The following is a 21,898-nucleotide window of genomic DNA, read 5'->3' as shown; positions in this document are numbered from 1 at the left end:
CATTTACCTTTCACAGTTTCTACATGCAGATTTTAGATAATCCAGGCCGGGAACAATGGCTACAGATTTTGCAAAGGCCTTATGTTGACAATAGCGCCGTATTGCAGTCGGTGCAACACATACTGGCAGCGGTTAAGGAAAAAGGCGATGCCGCTTTGTACGGTTTTGCACAACAATTTGATGGTGTTGCCCTGGACAGCCTGCAGGTAAGCGCAGAAGAAATTGCTGCCGCTGCCGGCCAGCTTTCAGAAGAATTGAAAGCTGCAATAGTGCAGGCAAAAAAAAATATCGAAACTTTCCATGCCCGCCAACTGTCCACAACAGAAGTGGTGGAAACCATGCCCGGCATTCATTGCTGGCGCAGGAGCGTGGGCATCGATAAAGTAGGCCTGTATATTCCGGGTGGCACGGCGCCCCTGTTCTCCACCGTGCTGATGCTGGCCATACCGGCAAAACTGGCCGGCTGCCGCGAAGTGGTATTGTGTACCCCTTGTGGCAAGGATGGCAAAGTGCATCCTGCTGTTCTGTTTGCCGCACAGCAAACCGGTGTTTCCCGCATCTATAAAGTGGGCGGAGCACAGGCCATTGCCGCAATGGCTTTGGGTACCGAAAGCATTCCCTCGGTATATAAAATCTTTGGACCCGGCAACCAATATGTAACAGTTGCAAAACAACTGGTACAAATGCAGGGTGTTGCCATCGATATGCCTGCAGGTCCAAGCGAGGTATGCGTACTGGCGGACGAGACTGCCAACCCTGCCTTCATATCTGCCGACCTCCTGTCGCAGGCCGAACACGGTCCCGATAGCCAGGTGCTGCTGGTAACTACTGCTGCAGGTTTGTTGGATCAGGTAAATGCCGAACTGGCCAGCCAGTTGGAACGGCTGCCCCGAAAAGACTTCGCTGCCAAGGCCCTCGATAACAGCAAGGCTGTGGTACTGGCCAACCTGGAGGATGCCGTGGCAATGGTGAATGCATATGCTGCCGAGCACCTGATCATTTGCACCGATAAAGCTGATGAAGTTGGCGACCGGATCACCAATGCGGGCTCCGTCTTTATAGGCAACTACTCGCCTGAAAGTGCAGGCGATTATGCTTCGGGTACCAATCATACCCTCCCCACCAATGCTTTTGCAAGGGCTTACAGTGGTGTGAGTGTAGATTCTTTTGTGAAAAAGATTACCTACCAAAAGTTGAGCGTGGAAGGGCTGCAAGCCATTGCACCTACGGTTGTGGCAATGGCCGAAGCGGAAGGATTGGAAGCACATGCTGAAGCAGTAAGGGTCAGGGTGCGACATTGATGCGGTTGCAACCTGTGATGCTTAACCTTGTTAAGGGAAAGCTTACTTTCTTTCAATACCATCCTGTCATTCCTTTAATCATCCGTGATGTTTAAGAAAGCATTGCGTGCAAAATATCATCATGAACTTCGATATCAACAATCTTATCCGCGATAACATCAAGAAACTAAAACCTTATTCATCTGCCCGCGATGAGTTCAAAGGTGAGGCCCGTGTATTCCTCGACGCAAACGAAAACAGCCTGGGCTCCCCGCTCACCAGGTGGTACAACCGCTATCCCGATCCGCTCCAGTGGGACTTGAAAAAAAAGATTGCCGGCATCAAGGCTACCCAACCTGAAAACATCCTTTTGGGTAATGGTTCGGATGAATGTATTGACCTGCTGATTCGTGCTTTCTGCGAACCACAGTTGGATAATATCATCATTTGCCCGCCTACCTATGGCATGTATGAAGTATATGCCAATATCAACAATGTGGCCTACAAAGCCGTTCCGCTTACGCCTGCATTCCAACTGGACCTTGAAGCACTTGAAGGTGCTGTGGATGCGGCAACAAAAATGATCTTCCTTTGTTCGCCCAACAACCCAACCGGCAATAGCCTGTACCGCGAGGACGTGGAAATGATCCTCAATAACTTTGATGGACTGGTTGTAGTGGATGAAGCCTATATCAACTTCAGTCGGCAGCGTTCTTATATCAAGGACCTTGCAGAATATCCCAACCTGGTGATCCTGCAAACCTTTTCAAAAGCATGGGGTCTTGCAGCGCTTCGTTTGGGCATGACCATCGCTTCAACTGAAATAATCAGTGTTCTCAACAAGATCAAACCGCCTTATAATATCAACCAGTCCACGCAGGAACTGGCCATGAAGGCACTCGATAACCTGGATGGGGTGAACACCATGATACAGGAGCTGGTAACTGAAAGGGAAAACCTAGCAAAAGCTTTTTCTGAATTGTCTTTTGTAGAAAAAGTTTATCCCTCCGATGCCAATTTCATTTTGGTTAAAGTGCCCGATGCCAACGGCCTATACAACTTCCTGGTTGAAAAAGGCATCATAGTCCGTAACCGGAGCAGTGTGTTGTTGTGTGTGGGCTGCCTCCGCATAACCATCGGCACCGAAGCCGAAAACAGGGAATTGGTGGAACAGGTTAAAACATTTGCTGCTTCAACTGTTTGATTGCAAAAACAAAGCATATGAAACTACGATCCTTTGCCGGTGTGCTGGCCGCAGTAATAGCATCAGCTACTGCCTTTGCCAACGACACTACGCGTATGGTAAATAAGGCTGCTGCCATCAGCCTGCCACAGGGTTTTACTGCAACTGTGGTTGCCGAAAACCTGGGCCAGGCACGACACATTGCCGTTAACAGCAATGGTGATATTTATGTAAAACTGGGTAAGCTTAAAGAAGGCAAAGGCATTGTTGGCCTCCGCGACCTGAACAGCGATGGCAAGGCCGACAAGATCACTTCGTTTGCCGAGTATCCCGGTACGGGAATGGTCATTAAAAATGGTTACCTGTATGCTTCCAGCAACAGCGAAATTTTCCGGTACAAGCTTAATGAGCGCAACGAGATCAACGACATTGATAAACCTGAGCTGATTGTAACAGGCCTGTGGGACAAGCGAACACATAATTCCAAATCGTTGACCCTGGACAATGCCGGCAATATTTACGTGAATATTGGTGCGCCTTCCAATGCCTGCCAGGTAAAAGACCGAACCAAGGGTTCACCAGGTCAGGACCCCTGCCCCATACTGGATAGTGCCGGCGGCATCTGGCAGTTCAAAGCCGATAAACCCAATCAAACCTATGCCGATGGGGTGCGTTATGCCACGGGTGTGCGCAACGTGGTTGGACTTGATTGGAACACGGCAACCAATTCACTGTTTGTAATGCAGCATGGCCGCGACCAGCTCAGTAATCTTTTTCCTGAATTGTATGATTCGGCAAAGAGTGCCGAAGTGCCTGCCGAGGAAATGTTTGAAGTAAAACAGGCGGGTGCCAATTTTGGCTGGCCTTACTGCTACTACGATCCCCTGCAAAACAAAAAAATGCTGGCACCCGAATACGGTGGGGACGGGAAAAAACAGGATCGTTGTGCAGGCGTAGAACAGCCGGTGATTGCGTTCCCCGGTCACATGGCACCAAACGGCCTTTTGTTTTATACCGGCACCTTGTTCCCGGAGCGTTTCCGCAACGGTGCCTTCATCGCTTTCCATGGTTCCTGGAACCGGGCACCCCTGCCGCAAAAGGGCTATTTTGTAGCTTTTGTTCCTTTTAAGGATGGCAAACCTGCTGGTCCGTGGGAAACTTTTGCCGAAGGCTTCATGGGTGCCGCTGAAATTGCCACACCTAACCAAGCGCAATACCGCCCATGCGGTCTGGCACAGGGACCCGATGGCGCCCTCTATGTTACCGATGATGCAAAGGGTACCGTTTGGAAAATCAGTTATAAACAATAAACCATGCGTTCTATATTTTTTGTTGTCTTGTTTTCCGGGTTGCTGAGCAGCGCCCACGCCCAAACAAAAAAACCTGCAACCAAAGCTGCACAACCTGCAGCCGCGGTAATGGAGCGGGGCAAAACGGTTTACACATCCATTTGCCTCGCCTGTCACCAGGTGGACGGCAGTGGTGTGCCGCACCTAAACCCGCCACTTACACCCAACGAGTGGGTGGCTGGTCCCAAGCCCAGGCTGGTACAACTTGTGCTGAACGGCTCACAAGGTAAAGTGGAAATTGATGGCGACACCTGGAGCAATGCCATGCCTGCCATGAGTCACCTCACCGACCAGCAGATTGCCGATGTGCTCACTTATGTGCGCAATTCATTTGGCAACAAAGCCGCTGCTGTAACCCCTACCGAAGTAAAAGCCCAAAGAGGTAAAAAATAAGCCAGGCAAGCCTTGTTCAAAATTGTGCTACGCACCAAATAGGCAAGCCATCATCATTTCACTGCTAACGCCAACTACCTTCATGAAGAAAGTTTTGTTTATAGACCGCGACGGTACCCTCATCAAAGAAGCGCCGCCTACCTACCAGATAGACGCCTGGGAAAAGCTGGAGTTTTACCCTTATGCATTTACCTACATGCAAAAGATTGCTTCCGAGCTGGACTTTGAACTGGTGATGGTGAGCAACCAGGATGGCCTGGGTACAGATAGTTTTCCAGAGGCTGATTTTCTTCCACTGCACCAGCATATCCTCACTTCTTTTGCCAATGAAGGCGTGCATTTCAGCGCCGTGCATATCGACCGCAGTTTCCCGCACCAAAACCAGCCTACCCGTAAACCTGGTACCGGTATGCTGATGCAGTACCTCGATCCTGCGCAATACGATATCGCTGGTTCTTATGTTATCGGCGACCGCATCACCGATGTGCAACTGGCCAAGAACCTGGGTTGCAAGGCCATCTGGCTGAACCAGGATCCGGCATTGGGTGCGGGTGAACTGCAGGATGCCATCAAAGAACTGCGTCCATCGGTGGCTTTGGAAACAACAGATTGGAAGGCCATCTATGAATATCTTAAACTGGGAGAAAGGGTAGTGGTGCATAGCCGCAATACCTCCGAAACTCAGATCGAGGTGACTATTAACCTGGATGGTACCGGAAAGGCAGATATCAAAACTGGTTTGGGCTTTTTTGATCACATGCTCGACCAGATTGCCCGCCATGGTATGATGGACCTTAAAGTGCATGCAAAAGGCGACCTGCACATAGATGAACACCACACCATTGAGGATACCGGCATCACTTTGGGGGAAGCCATCGGAAAAGCTTTAGGCAGCAAACGGGGTATTGAACGCTACGGTTTTGCCCTGCCCATGGATGAAGCCGAAGCCAAGGTGCTGATTGATTTCGGCGGGCGCAACTGGATCGTTTGGAATGCCTCTTTCAGCAGGGAAAAGATCGGGGACATGCCAACAGAAATGTTCTTCCATTTCTTCAAGTCTTTCTCTGATGCCGCCAAGTGCAACCTTAATATTGAATGCCGCGGCGAGAACGAGCATCATAAGGTTGAAGCAATTTTCAAAGCTTTTGCAAAAGCCATCAAGATGGCTGTTAAACGTGATCCGCTGAGCAACCAGTTGCCCAGTACCAAAGGTGTACTCTAAGCATTTAAAGAGTTCATCTAAAGTTCAGGAAACTGCAAGACCATGGAATATGGACTATAGGCAGCTGGCGACTAATCGCGGCCTTCTGTTGTTATTCGACATCTTTGGTCATACCAACATATACCTTTCTGATACCAACTATTCAATCCTGCATTAACAAAAAAGCGGAAGCACTGGGCTTCCGCTTTTTTGTTAATGCAGTTTACAATTTGCCTGCTTCATACCATTGTTTCCACCGTTCATACATGCGGACCTTGCTGCATTTTTTAGGGCCATTAGTTTTGCTGCAGCATTAAAAAGCCACGCAGGTGGCTATCACCCAAAACCAAACAACCGTTATGAAAAAGTTTTCTTTCTTGCTGCTGCTTATCACCATTATGGGCCTAAGTTCCTTTGCCCAGGAAACCAAACCCGCTGTACCCAAACAATTCATGCAGGTAACTACCATCGAGTCGGTGGTGGCCGGAGGCCTTGGCCGCTCCCGTATGATCGTTACCCACCCCGATGGTACGCAAACTGAGGCCGAACTGAACAACCTGTTCAGCATGGCTGGTATCAATTTCGGAAACATCAAAGAGAATGAAGACAAGGTGCTGCGCACCCTGAAACAATATACCAATGATGGCTGGAAGGTGGAGCAGATCATCCCGCTTTCGCTGAGCCCCAACCAAAACAGCCTCGGCATCTTTATGACCCGGTACATCCTGGCTCGTGAAGAACTGAAAAGAGCTATGTAATTCCTTTGCTTGTGTGTGTTGCCCCGGTCTTTGGCCCGGGGCTTTGTTTTTATTGGTCCTACTGGTTAGGGCTACCTATCGGGGCATGGCACCAAGTTTGCCGCACCAATGCGCTGAACCCTTGGTTTCAGTTCGTTTGTTCACCCAAATGCACCCTTATGCACCACAACCAGATCATTCCTGGCCTGCCAGAAGACCAGAATGGCAAGCAAAACGGCAATGGCGCCGGCAAGCCCACCCAGGAGCTTACTACCCGCCAGGGCCATCCTGTAGTAGATAACCAAAACATCCGCACGATTGGAAACCGCGGACCGGCAACACTGGAGAACTACCAGTTTCTGGAAAAGATGTCCCATTTCGACCGCGAACGTATCCCAGAACGTGTGGTACATGCCCGGGGCGCAGGTGCCCACGGCTATTTTGAAGCTTACGGATCGGTAGGCGAGGAGCCGGTGTCCAAATACACAAGAGCCAAACTGTTTCAGGAAAAAGGCAAACGCACGCCTGTCTTTGTACGCTTTTCCTCGGTAATCCATGGCGGGCACTCGCCCGAAACTTTGCGCGATCCACGTGGATTTGCCGTTAAGTTTTATACCGAAGATGGTAACTGGGACCTGGTAGGCAATAACCTCAAGGTTTTCTTTATCCGCGATGCGATGAAGTTTCCCGACCTGGTGCATGCTTTCAAGCCCGACCCAGTGACCAATATCCAGGATGGCGAGCGCATATTTGATTTTATCAGCAATACGCCTGAGGCGATGCACATGATCACCTTCCTGTTTTCGCCCTTCGGTATTCCGGCCAACTACCGCCAGATGCAGGGAAGTGGCGTAAATACCTACAAATGGGTAAATGATAAGGGCGAGGCTGTATTGGTGAAGTACCATTTTGAACCCAAACAGGGCATCAAAAATCTGACACAGGACCAGGCTGAAGCCATCCAGGGCAAAAACTTCAACCACGCAACCCAGGATCTATTTGAGCATATACAGCAAGGTCAATTCCCCGAATGGGAACTGTTTGTCCAAATCATGAGCGATGACGAACACGCTGAGCTGGACTTTGACCCGTTGGATGATACCAAACTGTGGCCTAAAGAGCAGTTTCCCTGGTTGCCTGTAGGTCGGATGGTGCTGGACCGCAACCCCATCAACTATTTTGCAGAGGTAGAGCAATCCGCATTTGGAACCGGTGTTTTGGTGGATGGGCTTGACTTCTCAGATGACAAAATGCTCATCGGCCGAACTTTTGCCTATAGCGATACACAGCGCTACCGTGTTGGTACCAATTACCTGCAACTGCCCATCAATGCACCGCGCAAAAACGTTGCAACCAACCAGCGCGATGGCCAGATGGCTTACCGCCAGGACATCATGCCGGGCTTAAACCCACATGTAAACTATGAACCTTCCAGCATGGGCGGTTATGTGGAAGCGCCCCGTACCGGTCCCGACCACGAGCCCCATTACAATGCCCGCAAGGTGCGCCAGAAAATAGACCGCCAAAATAATTTTGGCCAGGCGGGTGAAACTTACCGCAATTTCGAAGATTGGGAAAGGGACGACCTGATTAAAAACCTGGTGAATACCCTGGCACCTGCTGCTAAGCCTATACAGGATAAAATGATCGAACTGTTCACCCAGTGTGATGCCGATTATGGCCGCAGGGTTGCCGAAGGGCTCAGGAAAATGGGATCGAACGGGCAACATGGCCCTATTGGTTCCAGCGAGTCGGGCGATGCTGTCAGAGCCGCAGAGGACCAATCCAAAGAATCAAAGCCTTACTAGGTTGTTGGTTTTTTGTTTTTAGTTGTTTTATTAAAAGGAGGCTGTCTCATATGTTTGAGACAGCCTCTTTTTATTTCTGTTCCAGGTTAATTCCTTGATATTGCTGTTGACAAAGTGCTCTTAATGGTTTTAAATAACCTGCTTGTGGTTACCCGATAAAAAAAATTTAAACCAAAAACCTTTACGCAAGCACATCTGCAAAATCAGGTTTCTTGTCGAATATGGCTTTAGCGAAAGGGCAAACCGGCCTTATTTTCATATCGTACTGACGGGCATGTTCCACGGCGGCATGTACCAGTTCATAGCCTACGTTCTGTCCACGGAGTTCTTCATCCACTTCGGTATGCTCAATAATCATCTGGCCATCGTTGGTTGTAGCATATACCAGTTCGGCAAGCGGGCCTTCGTCTTCTTCGCCGGGTACATAAAACAATCCATGGGTTCCGGAAATGCGGTGCTGTATCTGCATGGTTAGGAATTTTTTAAAGCTAAAAAATATTTGTTCAATAATATTCTCTGGCGCATATTTGCAACACGATGAAACAGATGAACAATATTCAGTGGTGGTGGCATTCAAACGCTTAACGGGGTTTGTACTGTCCTATCTGTTTCCATCAACGATATTCAGGCCCCGACGAGTTCGGGGCTTTTTTTATGCATTAATCTGTAGCATCATTCAAATACAATTCCAAAGGTGCAAGGCATAGGGCCTGGCAAAAGCTGAATTAACAAGATGAAAAAAATGCTGATCAAGACCGGGGTAAAAAAGATGCTCGCCGACCTGTACACACCGGTTGGTATTTACCTGCGTCTTCGCGACCGCTTTCGTGATACCATTCTGCTGGAAAGTACCGACCACCATGTAGCGGAGAACAGTTACTCTTTTATTTGCATCAATGCCATTGCCGGTATGGAAGTGCGCGATGGCGGGGTGGCCGAATACAAGATGCCCGGGCAAGAGCCGCAAAAGACCGCTCTGGCTGGCCAGCGCATTGAAGATGTATTGAACGGTTTTCTGCAGGGCTTTGAAACAGAAAGCACCGACCCGCGTGCAGCAGCATTTGCCCAGGGATTGTATGGCTATTGCACCTTTGATGCAGTACAGCTTTTTGAAACCGTTTCTTTTAAAAAGGATGCGGCCAATACCACCAATATTCCACTTGCCCGTTATCGCCTGTACCAATACGTGATTGCCATCAACCACTTCAAAGATGAATTATGGTTGTGTGAAAACAGCGTAGATGGCGTTGATAGCGAACTGCAGCTGGTAGAATCCATCATCCGCAGTAAGGATGTACCTGCTTATCCCTTCAAGCTTGTATCAGAGGAAACCAGCAATATGAGCGATGCAGCTTATATGGAGATGGTAAAGAAGGGTATTCAGAGCTGTCACCGGGGTGATGTTTTCCAGATCGTGCTGAGCCGCCGCTACCAGCAATCCTTTATTGGTGATGAGATCAATGTTTACCGCGCACTTCGTAACATCAACCCTTCACCTTACCTGTTCTTTTTCGATTATGGCGATTATAAATTGATCGGCTCTTCACCCGAGTCGCAGATCATCATCCGCAATGGCGAAGCCGTGGTGCATCCCATTGCTGGTACCTTCCGCCGCACCGGCGACGATGCAGTGGATGCAGCTGCCGCAGAAGCACTCCTGAAAGATCCCAAAGAGAACGCCGAACATGTGATGCTGGTAGATCTTGCCCGCAACGACCTGAGTACTGTCTGCACAGGTGTGCATGTAGCCCATTATCGCCAGGTACATTACTATTCCCATGTTATTCACCTGGTGAGTGAAGTGGTAGGCAAGGTAGCCGACGGTACCAATCCTTTTGCGGTGTTGGCGAAAACCTTTCCGGCAGGAACACTGAGTGGTGCGCCCAAGTACAAGGCCATGCAGCTCATTGACAGCTACGAACCTACGTCCCGCAGTTATTATGGCGGCGCTATTGGGTTTGTAGGTTTCAACGGCAGTTGCAACCATGCCATCATGATTCGTACATTCCTGAGTAAGAACAATACCCTATACTGCCAGGCAGGAGCCGGCGTTGTAGCCGCAAGTCGCCCCGAAAGCGAACTGCAGGAAGTGGAAAATAAACTGAATGCCTTGAAGCAGGCGTTGAAACTGGCGGAAACGATTTCGTAAAAGGTAAAACGTTAACCGGTGCATCTTTTAAACACAGTCCATTCACCATTGACGATTCACCTTTGTTCCTCCTCAAGCCCAAAGAACTATCAACATGAAAATTCTTGTTTTCGATAACTACGATTCTTTTACCTACAACCTGGTGCACCTGGTAGAAAAGATCACCGGAACCAAGGTAGATGTTTACCGCAACGACCAGATTTCATTGGACAAGGTTGCGGAATACGACAAAATCATTTTGTCGCCTGGACCGGGCGTTCCGGAAGAAGCCGGACTCTTGCTGCCCCTGATCAAGCAATATGGCGCGACCAAATCCATATTGGGTGTTTGTTTGGGGCATCAGGCAATCGGCGAGGCTTTTGGCGGCAAACTCACCAACCTGAGCGAGGTATACCATGGCGTAGCTATGCCTGTTCAAATACTGGAAGATCAAAAAGCAAAAGCTGAAGGTGATCAAAAAGCCAACCTTTTTGCCAACCTGCCCCAAACCTTTGATGTGGGCCGGTACCACAGCTGGGTAGTAGACAAAGAAAGCTTCCCTGAAGTGCTTGAAATTACCGCGCTGGATAACAATGGTTTTATCATGGCCCTAAGGCATAAGGACTACGATGTACAGGGCGTGCAGTTTCACCCGGAAAGTGTGCTTACACCCGAAGGGGAAACGATTTTAAGGAACTGGTTAAAACACCCCCTGTCCCCCTAAACGGGGCACTTAAGCCGGAGTGCTTGTATCAAGTGTACATGTACTTTGGCGAAGTTGTAAAACGAGGTTTCTTTTTGCATCATTTACAATAAAAAACAAACACACCACCTGCTTAAAACAATTTCAATGTAGAGCAGGTAGTTTGACCTAAGTTCCACCGTCAGGGGAACAGGGGGGAGCTGGATATGAAAAAGATTTTACAATACTTATTTGAATACAAAACCCTATCGCAACAACAGGCGAAAGAGGCCATCTTAGGCATTGGAAAGGGCATATACAACGAAACGGAGATCGCTGCCTTTATCACCGTATTCCTGATGCGCAGCATCACCATCGATGAGCTTCAGGGTTTCCGCGAGGGGTTGCTGGAGCTTTGTGTACCTGTGGACCTGAATGGGTATGAAGTAATGGACATCGTAGGTACCGGTGGCGATGGCAAAAACACCTTCAACGTATCTACATTGGCCTGTTTCATTGTTGCAGGTGCGGGGCAAAAGGTGGCCAAGCACGGCAACTATGGCGCTACCTCGGTGAGCGGTGCTTCCAACGTGATGGAGCAGTTGGGGTATAAGTTTAAAAACAGCAATGATGTATTGCAGCGTGAACTGGAAGAGGCCGGTATTTGTTTCCTGCATGCACCCTTGTTTCACCCGGCACTGAAAAGTGTTGCGGCCATCCGTAAAAATCTTGGCTTGCGTACTTTCTTCAACATGCTTGGTCCGATGGTCAATCCTGCCGATCCAGCATACCAGTTGGTAGGCGTGTACAACCTGGAGATGGCGCGCATTTACAATTACCTGTTGCAGCAAAGCGGCAAACCTTTTACCATCATCCATAGCCTGGATGGGTACGATGAAATTTCGCTGACCAACGACACAAAAGTAATCACCAACAAAGGCGAACAGGTGTGGACGCCGCTGCAGTTGGGCAAACGAAGTGTACAGGCTTCGGATATCTATGGCGGTAATACCGTGGAAGAAGCAGCCCGTATTTTCAGGACTATTATCTCCGGCAAGGGCAGCTGGGCACAAAATGCCGTGGTGCTGGCCAATGCCGCCATGGCCCTGCATTGCACCGGCAAGTACAAGGACTACGACACGGCCTATGCTGCCGCTGTTGAAAGCCTGGAAAGCGGAAAAGCAAGCGCCTGTTTGGAAAAGCTGGTGGCTTTGCAATAATGCCGGCATACTCATTACCGACTCAGAACAAGACCATGAACATCTTAGAAGAAATAGTAGGATATAAGCTCATTGAAGTTGCCCAAAGCAAAGGCGAAGTGCCCGAATCGGCATTGGAGCAGGAACCTTTTTTTCTACGGCCCGCCCTTTCGCTGAAGCGCTTCCTGCTGGAAGCGGAGCGAACCGGTATCATTGCCGAATTTAAAAGGCAGTCGCCTTCAAAGGGGGTGATCAATGGTGCAGCCGATGTGTTGGACGTAACAACGGCTTATGCCAATAATGGTGCTTCAGGTTTGAGCGTGCTTACCGATGGTCCATCTTTCGGCGGCTCGGCCGAAGACCTGGTGGCGGCACGCATCAATGAAGTGCCCATCCTGCGCAAGGAGTTCATTGTAGATCCTTACCAGATTACCGAGGCAAAGGCCATGGGTGCCGATGTGATCCTCCTGATTGCAGCCATCCTCACACCCCGGCAGGTAAAGGAATACACGCTCAAGGCCCACGAATTAGGTATGGAAGTGATTTTGGAAATTCATGGGGAAGACGAGCTGCGCCATATCAACGACTTTGTGGATGTGGTAGGCGTCAACAACCGCAACCTCAAGACATTTGAGGTATCGCTGGAAACCTCCGTACATTTAAGCAGCCTAATCCCGTCGGGCATGATAAAGATTTCGGAGAGTGGCATCCACTCCATAGCTGACATACAATACCTGAAAAGGTATGGTTATAAGGGCTTCCTTATTGGCGAAAACTTTATGAAGCAACCCGATCCGGCGCTTGCCTTTATGAAGTTTGTTGCAGCACTAAATGAAGCCAGCGTATGAGAATCAAGGTTTGCGGAATGACCCAGAAGACCCAGGTAGAAAGCCTGGCTGACCTCGGTGTCAGCTTTGCCGGGTTCATCTTTTATCCCAAAAGTCCCCGGTACGTCTTCCGCGAAATGACCGCCACGCAGATCCGTAAGGTTAACAACATCAACAAGGTAGGAGTGTTTGTAAATGCGCCTATGGATGAAGTGCTGCACCTGGTAGATGAATGCCGTTTGCAGATGGTACAATTACACGGCGATGAAACACCCAAGTATTGCGACCGCCTGGCCGATTATGTATCTGTTGTAAAAGCATTCCGCCTGAGTGATAACGACAGCGTGGAATGGATGACCCGACCCTTTGACGATGTCTGCGACCACTACCTTTTTGATACCATGGGCGCCGGTTACGGCGGCACGGGAAAAAAGTTTGACTGGACTGTTTTGCAGGGACAGCAGATTAACAAGCCTTTCTTTTTGAGTGGCGGTATTGAAAAAGGCGACGAGGAAAAGATCAGGAACTTTACACACGATTCGGTAGCAAAAAACCTTTTTGCGCTGGATATCAATAGCAAGTTTGAACTCAGCCCGGGTATTAAGAATCTGGAACTGGTGCAAGAATTTGTGTCGCACATAAAATAAACAGTAACCATTTTGGCGGCAAAGTGTTTTTGCTGCTGCAAATAGATAACGATGGCCATTTCACAATCCTACAAGCAACCAACGGCAGAAGGGTATTACGGTAAATTCGGCGGCGCTTACATCCCTGAGATGTTGCACCGCAATGTGGAGGAACTGCAAACCCGTTACCTCGAGATCATGGGGGAAGCCGCTTTTCAACAGGAGTTTAAAGAACTGCTCCGCGATTATGTGGGCCGGCCTACACCCCTGTATTATGCCAAACGCCTGAGTGAACAACACGGCACCCGCATATTCATGAAACGCGAAGACCTGTGCCATACCGGTGCCCACAAAGTGAACAACACTGTTGGACAAATCCTGATGGCCCTACGCCTGGGCAAAAAGCGGATTATTGCCGAAACCGGTGCAGGCCAGCATGGCGTGGCCACCGCTACTGTTTGTGCCCTGAAAGGCTTGGAATGTATTGTGTACATGGGCGAAAAGGACATCGAACGCCAGGCGCCCAATGTTGCCCGCATGAAGATGCTGGGTGCAACGGTTATTCCGGCTACCAGCGGTTCCAAAACCCTTAAGGACGCTACCAACGAAGCCATCCGCGACTGGATCAATAATCCATCTGATACCCATTATATCATCGGCTCCGTTGTGGGTCCGCATCCATACCCCGATATGGTAGCCAGGTTCCAGAGCGTGATTTCGGAAGAAGTGCGCTGGCAGTTGAAGGAAAAAGTTGGTACCGAACTGCCCACTGCGGTGATTGCCTGTGTGGGTGGAGGCTCCAATGCCGCTGGTGCCTATTACCATTTCCTGGATGAACCTTCGGTGCAGATCGTGGCGGTGGAAGCTGCCGGCCATGGTGTGAACAGCGGCCTGAGTGCTGCAACAACCGCCCTGGGAAGGGAAGGCGTGCTTCACGGCAGCCGGAGCCTGGTGATGCAAACCACAGACGGGCAGGTGGTAGAACCCCATTCTATTTCAGCAGGACTGGACTATCCCGGTATCGGTCCCATGCATGCCCATCTTTTCGACAGTGGCCGCGGTACTTTCCTGAGCGTAACAGACGAAGATGCCTTGCAATCTGCTTTCAAGTTTGCACGGCTGGAAGGGATCATTCCGGCGTTGGAATCTTCCCACGCCATAGCCGCTTTGAGCCAGCTGAAATTCAAGACAGACGATGTGGTGGTGATTAACCTCTCGGGCCGAGGCGACAAAGACCTGGGCACCTACATGAAAGCCATGGGTGTGGCAGGAAACGAAGTGACCGGATAACATATACAATGAAAGCGTAGGGAATAGAATAAAGGTTAATTCCTTTATCAGCCCTAAACCCTTCCGCCAGCAATAAATCGCTAAACCCGATGAGCAGACTACAAGAACTTTTCGCCCGCAAACAGAAGAACGTACTCAATGTGTACTGTACTGCGGGTTACCCACAATTGAACAGCACCCTTTCCGTGATGACGGCATTGCAGGAAAGCGGTGCCGACCTCATTGAATTGGGAATTCCATATAGCGATCCCCTGGCCGATGGCCCGGTGATTCAGGCAAGTGGCAGCCAGGCAATAGCCAATGGCATGACAGTCGCCATCCTTTTTCAGCAACTCAAAAATTTTAGACAGGATATACACCTGCCGGTAGTGCTGATGGGATATTTCAACCAGGTGCTGCAGTATGGTTTTGAAAAATTCTGCGCTGACGCTGCAGCAGTAGGTGTGGATGGACTGATCCTGCCGGACCTGCCGATGTACGAGTTTGAAACCATGTACGGCGAAATCATTCGCAAGCATGGTCTTGATTTCATCTTCCTGGTGACACCAGAAACTTCGGTGGAACGCATCCAGAAACTGGACGGCCTGAGCACCGGTTTTCTTTATGCGGTTTCTTCTTCTTCCACCACCGGGAGCGACAAGAAGATGGAAGACCAGAGCGCTTATTTTCAGCGGCTGCAGTCGCTGGGTTTACGCAATCCCGTGCTGGTGGGCTTTGGTGTAAAGGATAAAGCAACTTTTGCAGCCGCCAGTGCGCATGGTGCAGGTGCCATCATCGGCAGCGCCTATATCAAAGCACTGGAAGGCAAAGAGGATGTAGCTGCTGCTACCCATGATTTTATTGGGGCGGTACTGGGATAAAAAACCTTGAAGGTTTTAGAAACCTTCAAGGTTTGGAAAAGAGCGGAAGACGGGACTCGAACCCGCTGCCTACAGCTTGGGAAGCTGTCGCTCTACCAGGTGAGCTACTTCCGCAGGCAGGGACAAAATAATTCAAAACGGTAATTGCAGCAACAAGTACCGTAAATATTCTGAGATGAACATTGCGATTGTAAAATATAACGCCGGTAATATCCAGTCGGTACTGTACGCACTGGAAAGACTGGGTATCAATGCCACCGTTACCGGTGATGCCGATGCCCTGCGTAGTGCCGATAAGGTGATCTTTCCAGGTGTGGGTGAAGCCAGCAGCGCCATGCAAAGCCTGCAGGAAAATGGCCTGGATGCGGTTATTAAAGACCTGAAACAACCTGTGCTGGGTATCTGTGTTGGTATGCAATTGCTGTGCAACCACTCTGAAGAAAATGATACGAAATGTTTGGGCATCGTACCTGTTGGGGTAAAACGCTTTCCGGCAACATCCAACCAGCAGGGCGAAGGGTTTCTTAACTCCACACTGACTAAGGCTGGTGAGGGGATCCTTAAAGTACCACAAGTGGGTTGGAACACCATCTACGACCTGCGTTCTCCTTTATTTTCCGGCATTCCTGATAGCAGCTATATCTATAACGTGCATAGTTATTATGCTACGGATAGCCAATACACCATTGCTCGTTGCAACTATGGTTTGCCTTATGCAGCAGCTGTACAAAAAGACAATTTCTACGGTGTGCAGTTTCACACCGAAAAGAGCGCGGATACAGGTGACAGGATTCTTCATAATTTTCTTTCCCTGTGAGCCTTACCATACAGCAAGTGCCACTGGAAATTATCTGGCAAGTCAGGCAGGAAGTAATGTATCCTGAGCATACCATTGAGCAGGTAAAGCTCGAGGATGATGCCTTAGGCCGGCACCTGGGCTTGTTTGCAGCAGGCGAATTGCGTTCTGTAATCTCCCTGTTTCAACAAGGCGATAGCCTGCAGTTTCGCAAATTTGCCACCTTGTTGCCCCACCAGGGTAAAGGTTTTGGCAAACACCTGTTGCAAGAGGTTTTTGCGCAGGCTAAGGCAGATGGCTTGGCCACCATTTGGTGCAATGCCCGGACTGCTGCTGCACCTTTATACCAGCAGTTTGGTATGGTGCCTATTGGTGAAACCTGGCAACAGCACGGGCATCAGTTTGTAAAAATGCAAGTAACACTATGAAGATCATTCCCGCTATTGATATTATTGACGGTAAATGCGTACGCCTTACCCAGGGCGATTACAACCAAAAGACCATCTACAACGAGCATCCGCTGGAAGTAGCGCGGGAGTTTGAAGATGCAGGCCTTACGCGGCTGCACCTGGTGGATTTGGACGGCGCCAAGGCCGGAAAAGTATGCAACTGGAAAGTGCTGGAAACACTTGCTGCTAAAACCAAAATGATCATTGATTTTGGCGGCGGCGTAAAAACACAAAAAGATGCACAGATCATCCTCGATTCAGGTGCAGCGCTGGTTACGGTGGGCTCAATAGCAGTTAAGGATGAGGCCACTTTTGTAAGTTGGCTTGACCATTTTGGAGCCAACAAATTCCTGTTGGGCGCCGATGTTAAGGATGAAAAGCTGGCGGTACATGGCTGGCTCGAAACCACCGATGTATGGATTTATGATTTTATCCGCAAATACATGGATCATGGCGTAGAGCAGATCTTTTGCACTGATGTGGCCAAAGATGGCGCACTCCAGGGGCCTGCTACCGAACTCTATAAAAACATCATCAAAGAATTTCCCAAACTGAAGTTCATTGCCAGTGGCGGCGTAAGCAATTTGGATGATGTACACCAGTTGGCTGAAATAGGCTGTGCGGGTGTGATCATCGGTAAGGCTATCTACGAAGGCCGGGTTACGCTGAAGCAGTTGGAGGAAGTGAATAAGTGAGGGCGCAGTGACGAGGGATGAATCAGGGTGCCCTGATGGGATGATAATAATATTCAGTAATCAATAATTTACAATATCACCAATGCCTGTTGCAAATACAATATCTGCCCTGGCCAAACGCATCATTCCCTGCCTGGATATCAAGGACGGGCGAACGGTAAAGGGTACCAATTTTGTTGAGCTCCGTGACGCCGGCGACCCGGTGGAACTTGCCGCCCGTTATGCCCTTGAAGGTGCCGATGAACTGGTATTTTTGGATATCACCGCAACCGTTGAGCGGCGGAAAACACTCGCCGATTTGGTGAAGCGCATTGCACACCGCATCAATATTCCTTTTACAGTTGGCGGTGGCATCCGCAGCGTAGAAGATGTAAGCGTGCTGTTGGGTTCCGGTGCAGATAAAGTTTCCATCAATACGGCTGCTTTTCAAAATCCTGAACTGATTGCGGGCATTGCCAAGGCTGCCGGCAGCCAGTGCGTGGTGTTGGCAATTGATACCCGCCTGGAGGATGATGGTGAATGGTATGTTTACCTCAATGGCGGCCGTACCAAAACCGATGCGAAATGCTTTGAATGGGCCAAAAAGGCTGTAGATCTTGGTGCAGGCGAAATCCTGCTCACCTCTATGAACCACGATGGTACCAAGGCTGGCTTTGCACTGGATATTACCCGCAGGCTATCGGATGCCCTGCCCATACCTGTTATTGCCTCTGGAGGCGGAGGCAATATGCAGCACTTTGTGGATGTGTTCCAGGATGCCCATGCCGATGCCGCACTTGCTGCCAGCATTTTCCATTTTAAAGAAATTGCCATTCCCGATTTGAAGCAACACCTCAAAGGATATGGCATTCCGGTACGCATTTAAATTGCCGCAAAGGCATAAGTTATTCCTTCGTGTACCTTCGTGCCTTCCTGTCTTAGTGGTTCAAAACAAACATGATGAAAATTGATTTCGCTAAATATGCCGATGGACTGGTGCCTGCAGTAGTTCAGGATTTCCATACGGCCAAGGTGCTGATGCTGGGTTTTGTGAACGAGGAATCGTACAAAAAAACAGAAGAGACCGGCCTGGTTACTTTTTTCAGCCGCAGCAAGCAGCGGCTGTGGACAAAAGGAGAGGAGAGCGGCAACCACCTGCAGGTGCGGCAGATCCTGGTAGACTGCGACAACGATACCCTGCTCATCAAGGCGGATCCTAAAGGCCCCGTTTGTCATACCGGCGCCGACACCTGCTGGAGCGAACGCAACCACAAAGATGATTTTCTGTATTATCTTGAAGACATCATCAAGCTACGCCGCGGCAGCAACGATGAAACCTCGTATGTAAAGAAGCTGTTTGGAAAAGGCATCAACAAAATTGCCCAGAAAGTAGGAGAGGAAGCAGTAGAGGTGGTGATCGAGGCCAAGGATGTTAACAGAGACCTATTTTTAGGCGAGGCCGCCGACCTGCTGTTTCATTATCTGATACTTTTGCAGGCAAAGGATTGCTCGCTTGAAGATGTGGTGAACGTGCTCCAACAGCGGCATCAACCCAAATAATTATGAAAAGAATTTTTCTGCTCCTGGCTCTTGCCCCAACGCTTTTGTTTGCCCAGAACAAGGGTTTTACACTCAACGGCAAAATAGCGGGTTTGCCTGACGGCTCTGAGGTTAAGCTCACCAGCGCCAACGAAGGTTCGGCATTGCTGGCAAAAGGAACAGCAAAGGGCGGTGCTTTCCAACTTACCGGTAAGCTGGAAGAACCAGGCCTCTACTACCTTACAGTAGGCAAAGAACAGCCCCAGCACATCTACCTCGAAAATGCGGCCATCAAAGTAAATGGCCAGGCAAAAGAGTTGAAAACCATGAAAGTGGAAGGCTCTACTGCCCATACTGATTTTGAAGCATTCCGCGACCGGTTCAACCCGCTGGTTGGCGAGCTGCAAGCTACCATGGCTAAAGCCGAGCGCAGCCAGGATGCCGCCGAACAGGCCAACCTGTCGCGCCGTTTTGATTCCCTGAAAAACGTGGTGAATACGGAAGTAGGCAAATACATCAGCGCCCGCCCTGCATCTTATGTGTCGCCTTTCCTGCTTTTCATTACTGCCCAGATACTGGAAGATCCAACCGTAATGGAGCAGCGCTTCAACCAGCTTTCCGAGCCCGTGCGCAACTCGCAGATTGGTAAAAGCCTGGCTGGCTTTATTGCCGATACCAAAATTGGCGCAATAGGCACCGATGCTCCTGATTTTACACAAAACGACGTAACCGGCAATCCTGTTAAGCTTTCTTCCCTTCGTGGCAAATATGTATTGGTGGATTTCTGGGCCAGCTGGTGCAAACCCTGTCGCATGGAAAATCCCAACGTGGTAGCTGCCTACCAGAAATACAATCCCAAGAATTTTACGGTTTTGGGTGTTTCCCTGGACCGGGATAAAGATGCCTGGGTAAAAGCCATTGAAAAAGATGGCTTATCCTGGACACAGGTAAGCGACCTGAAGTTCTGGAACAACGAAGCTGCCGCTATTTACAAGGTGCAGGCCATCCCACAGAACTTTCTTGTTGATCCAAATGGTAAGATTGTAGGCAAGAACCTTCGTGGTGCGGCACTGGATGCTAAACTGGAGGAGTTGCTGAAGTAACAACACCCCCTGTCCCCCTGGAGTGGGAACTTAGGTCAGAAATAATTTTGTGAACAGAGCCACTCTAATTGGGTGGCTCTGTTGTTTTGAACCGAGCAGGATTGCTACTATTAGGCTTAGGTTGCAGCCTGCCCTGAACTTGTTTCAGGGCCGCACACTTAGGAGTTCGTTTCGCTATGCAGCAAAGGGGAGAGGAACACGGATTGAACTGATGGAAGGGATTAGTACGGATATCCGTTTCCATCCGTTTTATCAGTTCAATCCGTGTTCCTATCGACTCAATCCGGCACAGCATCTTACTTAACAAATTCGTCTCTTCCAGTTTCCTACCTTTGCCGCCTTATTCAAACCGCTTCGCATACATGCATGTAGAAAACCATAACAGCACCGGCCTGATTTCCCCAACAAAGGAAATGGTTCCTAAATCCGTTGCCTTTCATACCCTGGGTTGTAAACTCAACTTTTCGGAAACTTCCATGCTGTCGCGCAGCCTGGAGGCTGAAGGCTTTGTGAAGAAGGATTTTGACGAGGTATCGGATGTGTATGTAATTAATACCTGCTCGGTAACCGATAATGCGGACAAGGAATGCCGCCAACTGGTGCGCCGCATTCAACGGAAGGCGCCTGAAAGCCTGGTGGTGATTACAGGGTGCTATGCACAGCTTAAACCCAAAGAGATCTCTGAAATTCCTGGTGTGGACCTGGTTCTTGGCGCAGCCGAAAAATTTAACCTGGCCCAACACCTGCGCGAACTGGCCAAAGGCGATTCAGCCAAAATCAGCAGCTGCGATATTGAAGATGTTTCGGGGTTCCATTCCTCCTGGAGTGTTAACGACCGTACCCGTACTTTTTTAAAAGTGCAGGATGGCTGCGACTATACCTGTTCGTTTTGTACCATCCCAATGGCGCGGGGCAAAAGCCGTAGCGACAGTATTGAAAACGTGGTCCGCAATGCACAGGAACTGGCCGCTACCGGTGTACAGGAAATTGTACTTACCGGCGTTAACCTGGGTGACTTTGGAAAAGGTCCTGATGGCAATAAAAGGAATGAAGAATCATTTTACGAACTCATTCAGCAACTCGATCAGGTAGCAGGAATCCAGCGGTATCGTATATCATCCATTGAGCCCAACCTGCTCAGTGAAGGCATTATCCGCTTCGTTGCCGGCAGCCAAAAATTCATGCCCCATTTCCATATTCCTTTACAAAGCGGCAGTAATGATATTCTAGGCGCCATGCGTCGCCGCTACCGACGCGAGCTGTATGCAGAGCGTGTTTCCCTTGTAAAAAGCCTTATGCCGCATTGTGCCATTGGTGTAGATGTCATTGTAGGTTTCCCAGGAGAAAGTGAAGTGCATTTTAAAGAAACCTTTGATTTCCTGCATAGCCTTGATGTTTCGTACCTCCACGTGTTTACCTATTCGGAAAGAGACAACACAAGGGCATTGGAAATAAAGCCGGTAGTGCCCGTGCATGTGCGCCACGAACGCAATAAAACTTTGCGCAACCTCAGTTATATGAAGATGCAATATTTCACCCAGCAACATGCAGGACAAAAACGTGCTGTTTTGTTTGAGGGACATGAAAAAGGCGGCATGATGGAAGGCTATACAGATAACTATATTCGCATCAGTACGCCATTCCGTGCGGAGTGGGCAAATAAAATTGTTGATTGGACCATTTGATTTTCAAAAAGTTTTTGGAAGTTTCAATTGGAGCACTCATATTTGCACTCCCAAAACGATACAGCGTTACGGGAAACAGTTCTTCAACA

At 49.3% G+C, this 21,898-nt stretch carries 22 protein-coding genes and 1 tRNA gene; 21 read left to right on the top strand and 2 right to left on the bottom strand.

Features of this window, described 5'->3' with window-relative positions; translation table 11 throughout:
• Positions 1 to 23 precede the first annotated feature (23 nt).
• The 7 genes from hisD (at position 24) to BUE76_RS15240 (ending at position 7,951) form a co-directional block, all read left to right on the top strand.
• Complete coding sequence (gene hisD / locus BUE76_RS15270; protein WP_073041394.1) at positions 24 to 1,301, top strand: histidinol dehydrogenase; 1,278 nt, start codon at positions 24 to 26, stop codon at positions 1,299 to 1,301.
• A 121-nt stretch (positions 1,302 to 1,422) separates the two neighbouring features.
• On the top strand, positions 1,423 to 2,484 hold the full coding sequence (hisC, locus tag BUE76_RS15265) for a histidinol-phosphate transaminase (protein WP_073041392.1): 1,062 nt from the start codon (positions 1,423 to 1,425) through the stop codon (positions 2,482 to 2,484).
• A gap of 17 nt (positions 2,485 to 2,501) precedes the next feature.
• On the top strand, positions 2,502 to 3,773 hold the full coding sequence (locus BUE76_RS15260; protein WP_073041390.1) for a PQQ-dependent sugar dehydrogenase: 1,272 nt from the start codon (positions 2,502 to 2,504) through the stop codon (positions 3,771 to 3,773).
• A 3-nt stretch (positions 3,774 to 3,776) separates the two neighbouring features.
• Entirely contained in the window at positions 3,777 to 4,205 is a 429-nt protein-coding gene (locus BUE76_RS15255) for a c-type cytochrome (RefSeq protein WP_073041388.1), read from the top strand.
• Positions 4,206 to 4,287: 82 nt separating this feature from the next.
• Entirely contained in the window at positions 4,288 to 5,427 is a 1,140-nt protein-coding gene (gene hisB, locus BUE76_RS15250; RefSeq protein WP_073041386.1) for a bifunctional histidinol-phosphatase/imidazoleglycerol-phosphate dehydratase HisB, read from the top strand.
• A 338-nt stretch (positions 5,428 to 5,765) separates the two neighbouring features.
• Entirely contained in the window at positions 5,766 to 6,164 is a 399-nt protein-coding gene (locus BUE76_RS15245; protein ID WP_073041384.1) for a hypothetical protein, read from the top strand.
• Between the two features lie 158 nt (positions 6,165 to 6,322).
• On the top strand, positions 6,323 to 7,951 hold the full coding sequence (locus tag BUE76_RS15240) for a catalase (RefSeq protein WP_083596414.1): 1,629 nt from the start codon (positions 6,323 to 6,325) through the stop codon (positions 7,949 to 7,951).
• Positions 7,952 to 8,132: 181 nt separating this feature from the next.
• Here the strand turns inward: BUE76_RS15240 and BUE76_RS15235 are convergent, their stop codons facing one another.
• A complete protein-coding gene (locus tag BUE76_RS15235; protein WP_073041382.1) occupies positions 8,133 to 8,420 on the bottom strand; it encodes a GNAT family N-acetyltransferase in 288 nt (95 codons plus the stop codon).
• 264 nt (positions 8,421 to 8,684) lie between these two features.
• Here BUE76_RS15235 and BUE76_RS15230 point away from each other — a divergent pair, with 264 nt between their 5' ends.
• The 7 genes from BUE76_RS15230 (at position 8,685) to trpA (ending at position 15,563) form a co-directional block, all read left to right on the top strand.
• The gene (locus BUE76_RS15230; protein WP_073041380.1) at positions 8,685 to 10,100 is read left to right on the top strand and encodes an anthranilate synthase component I family protein; all 1,416 of its coding nucleotides are present in this window, start codon (positions 8,685 to 8,687) and stop codon (positions 10,098 to 10,100) included.
• Positions 10,101 to 10,194: 94 nt separating this feature from the next.
• Positions 10,195 to 10,803, top strand: coding sequence for an anthranilate synthase component II (locus tag BUE76_RS15225; protein WP_073041378.1), 609 nt, complete (start codon positions 10,195 to 10,197; stop codon positions 10,801 to 10,803).
• A 185-nt stretch (positions 10,804 to 10,988) separates the two neighbouring features.
• Positions 10,989 to 11,981, top strand: a complete 993-nt coding sequence (trpD, locus tag BUE76_RS15220) for an anthranilate phosphoribosyltransferase (RefSeq protein ID WP_073041376.1) — start codon at positions 10,989 to 10,991, stop codon at positions 11,979 to 11,981.
• A gap of 35 nt (positions 11,982 to 12,016) precedes the next feature.
• Positions 12,017 to 12,808 carry an indole-3-glycerol phosphate synthase TrpC gene (gene trpC, locus BUE76_RS15215; RefSeq protein WP_073041374.1) on the top strand — a complete coding sequence of 264 codons (792 nt, stop codon included), beginning with the start codon at positions 12,017 to 12,019 and terminating at the stop codon, positions 12,806 to 12,808.
• A 17-nt stretch (positions 12,809 to 12,825) separates the two neighbouring features.
• The gene (locus BUE76_RS15210; protein ID WP_245798323.1) at positions 12,826 to 13,434 is read left to right on the top strand and encodes a phosphoribosylanthranilate isomerase; all 609 of its coding nucleotides are present in this window, start codon (positions 12,826 to 12,828) and stop codon (positions 13,432 to 13,434) included.
• Between the two features lie 51 nt (positions 13,435 to 13,485).
• Positions 13,486 to 14,703 (top strand): tryptophan synthase subunit beta, encoded by a 1,218-nt coding sequence (gene trpB, locus BUE76_RS15205; protein WP_073041371.1) that lies wholly within the window; start codon positions 13,486 to 13,488, stop codon positions 14,701 to 14,703.
• Positions 14,704 to 14,792: 89 nt separating this feature from the next.
• Positions 14,793 to 15,563, top strand: coding sequence for a tryptophan synthase subunit alpha (trpA, locus tag BUE76_RS15200; RefSeq protein WP_073041369.1), 771 nt, complete (start codon positions 14,793 to 14,795; stop codon positions 15,561 to 15,563).
• A gap of 41 nt (positions 15,564 to 15,604) precedes the next feature.
• Here trpA and BUE76_RS15195 read toward each other — a convergent pair.
• A tRNA-Gly gene (locus tag BUE76_RS15195) sits at positions 15,605 to 15,677 on the bottom strand.
• Between the two features lie 61 nt (positions 15,678 to 15,738).
• Here BUE76_RS15195 and hisH point away from each other — a divergent pair.
• The 7 genes from hisH (at position 15,739) to mtaB (ending at position 21,809) form a co-directional block, all read left to right on the top strand.
• The gene (gene hisH / locus BUE76_RS15190; RefSeq protein ID WP_073041367.1) at positions 15,739 to 16,380 is read left to right on the top strand and encodes an imidazole glycerol phosphate synthase subunit HisH; all 642 of its coding nucleotides are present in this window, start codon (positions 15,739 to 15,741) and stop codon (positions 16,378 to 16,380) included.
• Entirely contained in the window at positions 16,377 to 16,787 is a 411-nt protein-coding gene (locus tag BUE76_RS15185) for a GNAT family N-acetyltransferase (RefSeq protein WP_083596413.1), read from the top strand. Before hisH ends, BUE76_RS15185 begins: the two co-directional genes overlap by 4 nt.
• Positions 16,784 to 17,503: a 1-(5-phosphoribosyl)-5-[(5-phosphoribosylamino)methylideneamino]imidazole-4-carboxamide isomerase gene (gene hisA / locus BUE76_RS15180; RefSeq protein WP_073041366.1), complete on the top strand. Its 720-nt coding sequence runs from the start codon at positions 16,784 to 16,786 to the stop codon at positions 17,501 to 17,503. The genes BUE76_RS15185 and hisA overlap by 4 nt, the downstream gene beginning before the upstream one ends.
• Before the next feature lie 82 nt (positions 17,504 to 17,585).
• Positions 17,586 to 18,368, top strand: coding sequence for an imidazole glycerol phosphate synthase subunit HisF (gene hisF / locus BUE76_RS15175; protein WP_073041364.1), 783 nt, complete (start codon positions 17,586 to 17,588; stop codon positions 18,366 to 18,368).
• Between the two features lie 74 nt (positions 18,369 to 18,442).
• Positions 18,443 to 19,042 carry a bifunctional phosphoribosyl-AMP cyclohydrolase/phosphoribosyl-ATP diphosphatase HisIE gene (gene hisIE, locus BUE76_RS15170; protein ID WP_083596412.1) on the top strand — a complete coding sequence of 200 codons (600 nt, stop codon included), beginning with the start codon at positions 18,443 to 18,445 and terminating at the stop codon, positions 19,040 to 19,042.
• Between the two features lie 2 nt (positions 19,043 to 19,044).
• The gene (locus BUE76_RS15165; protein WP_083596411.1) at positions 19,045 to 20,124 is read left to right on the top strand and encodes a TlpA disulfide reductase family protein; all 1,080 of its coding nucleotides are present in this window, start codon (positions 19,045 to 19,047) and stop codon (positions 20,122 to 20,124) included.
• Positions 20,125 to 20,486: 362 nt separating this feature from the next.
• Entirely contained in the window at positions 20,487 to 21,809 is a 1,323-nt protein-coding gene (gene mtaB / locus BUE76_RS15160; RefSeq protein WP_245798322.1) for a tRNA (N(6)-L-threonylcarbamoyladenosine(37)-C(2))-methylthiotransferase MtaB, read from the top strand.
• The last annotated feature ends 89 nt before the right edge of the window (positions 21,810 to 21,898 follow it).

The organism is Cnuella takakiae, from assembly GCF_001953305.1.
Classification (GTDB): Bacteria; Bacteroidota; Bacteroidia; order Chitinophagales; family Chitinophagaceae; genus Flavisolibacter; species Flavisolibacter takakiae.
This window is presented reverse-complemented; position numbering and strand designations above follow the sequence as displayed.

Coding starts and splice junctions, on each gene's coding strand:
- trpD (WP_073041376.1), top strand. CDS start 10,989: ATGAAAAAGATTTTACAATACTTATTTGAATACAAAACCCTATCGCAA.
- mtaB (WP_245798322.1), top strand. CDS start 20,487: ATGCATGTAGAAAACCATAACAGCACCGGCCTGATTTCCCCAACAAAG.
- BUE76_RS15165 (WP_083596411.1), top strand. CDS start 19,045: ATGAAAAGAATTTTTCTGCTCCTGGCTCTTGCCCCAACGCTTTTGTTT.
- hisC (WP_073041392.1), top strand. CDS start 1,423: ATGAACTTCGATATCAACAATCTTATCCGCGATAACATCAAGAAACTA.
- hisIE (WP_083596412.1), top strand. CDS start 18,443: ATGAAAATTGATTTCGCTAAATATGCCGATGGACTGGTGCCTGCAGTA.
- trpB (WP_073041371.1), top strand. CDS start 13,486: ATGGCCATTTCACAATCCTACAAGCAACCAACGGCAGAAGGGTATTAC.
- BUE76_RS15235 (WP_073041382.1), bottom strand. CDS start 8,420: ATGCAGATACAGCACCGCATTTCCGGAACCCATGGATTGTTTTATGTA.
- BUE76_RS15260 (WP_073041390.1), top strand. CDS start 2,502: ATGAAACTACGATCCTTTGCCGGTGTGCTGGCCGCAGTAATAGCATCA.
- hisF (WP_073041364.1), top strand. CDS start 17,586: ATGCCTGTTGCAAATACAATATCTGCCCTGGCCAAACGCATCATTCCC.
- hisH (WP_073041367.1), top strand. CDS start 15,739: ATGAACATTGCGATTGTAAAATATAACGCCGGTAATATCCAGTCGGTA.
- hisD (WP_073041394.1), top strand. CDS start 24: ATGCAGATTTTAGATAATCCAGGCCGGGAACAATGGCTACAGATTTTG.
- hisA (WP_073041366.1), top strand. CDS start 16,784: ATGAAGATCATTCCCGCTATTGATATTATTGACGGTAAATGCGTACGC.
- BUE76_RS15245 (WP_073041384.1), top strand. CDS start 5,766: ATGAAAAAGTTTTCTTTCTTGCTGCTGCTTATCACCATTATGGGCCTA.
- BUE76_RS15230 (WP_073041380.1), top strand. CDS start 8,685: ATGAAAAAAATGCTGATCAAGACCGGGGTAAAAAAGATGCTCGCCGAC.
- BUE76_RS15210 (WP_245798323.1), top strand. CDS start 12,826: ATGACCCAGAAGACCCAGGTAGAAAGCCTGGCTGACCTCGGTGTCAGC.
- BUE76_RS15240 (WP_083596414.1), top strand. CDS start 6,323: ATGCACCACAACCAGATCATTCCTGGCCTGCCAGAAGACCAGAATGGC.
- trpC (WP_073041374.1), top strand. CDS start 12,017: ATGAACATCTTAGAAGAAATAGTAGGATATAAGCTCATTGAAGTTGCC.
- trpA (WP_073041369.1), top strand. CDS start 14,793: ATGAGCAGACTACAAGAACTTTTCGCCCGCAAACAGAAGAACGTACTC.
- BUE76_RS15225 (WP_073041378.1), top strand. CDS start 10,195: ATGAAAATTCTTGTTTTCGATAACTACGATTCTTTTACCTACAACCTG.
- BUE76_RS15255 (WP_073041388.1), top strand. CDS start 3,777: ATGCGTTCTATATTTTTTGTTGTCTTGTTTTCCGGGTTGCTGAGCAGC.
- hisB (WP_073041386.1), top strand. CDS start 4,288: ATGAAGAAAGTTTTGTTTATAGACCGCGACGGTACCCTCATCAAAGAA.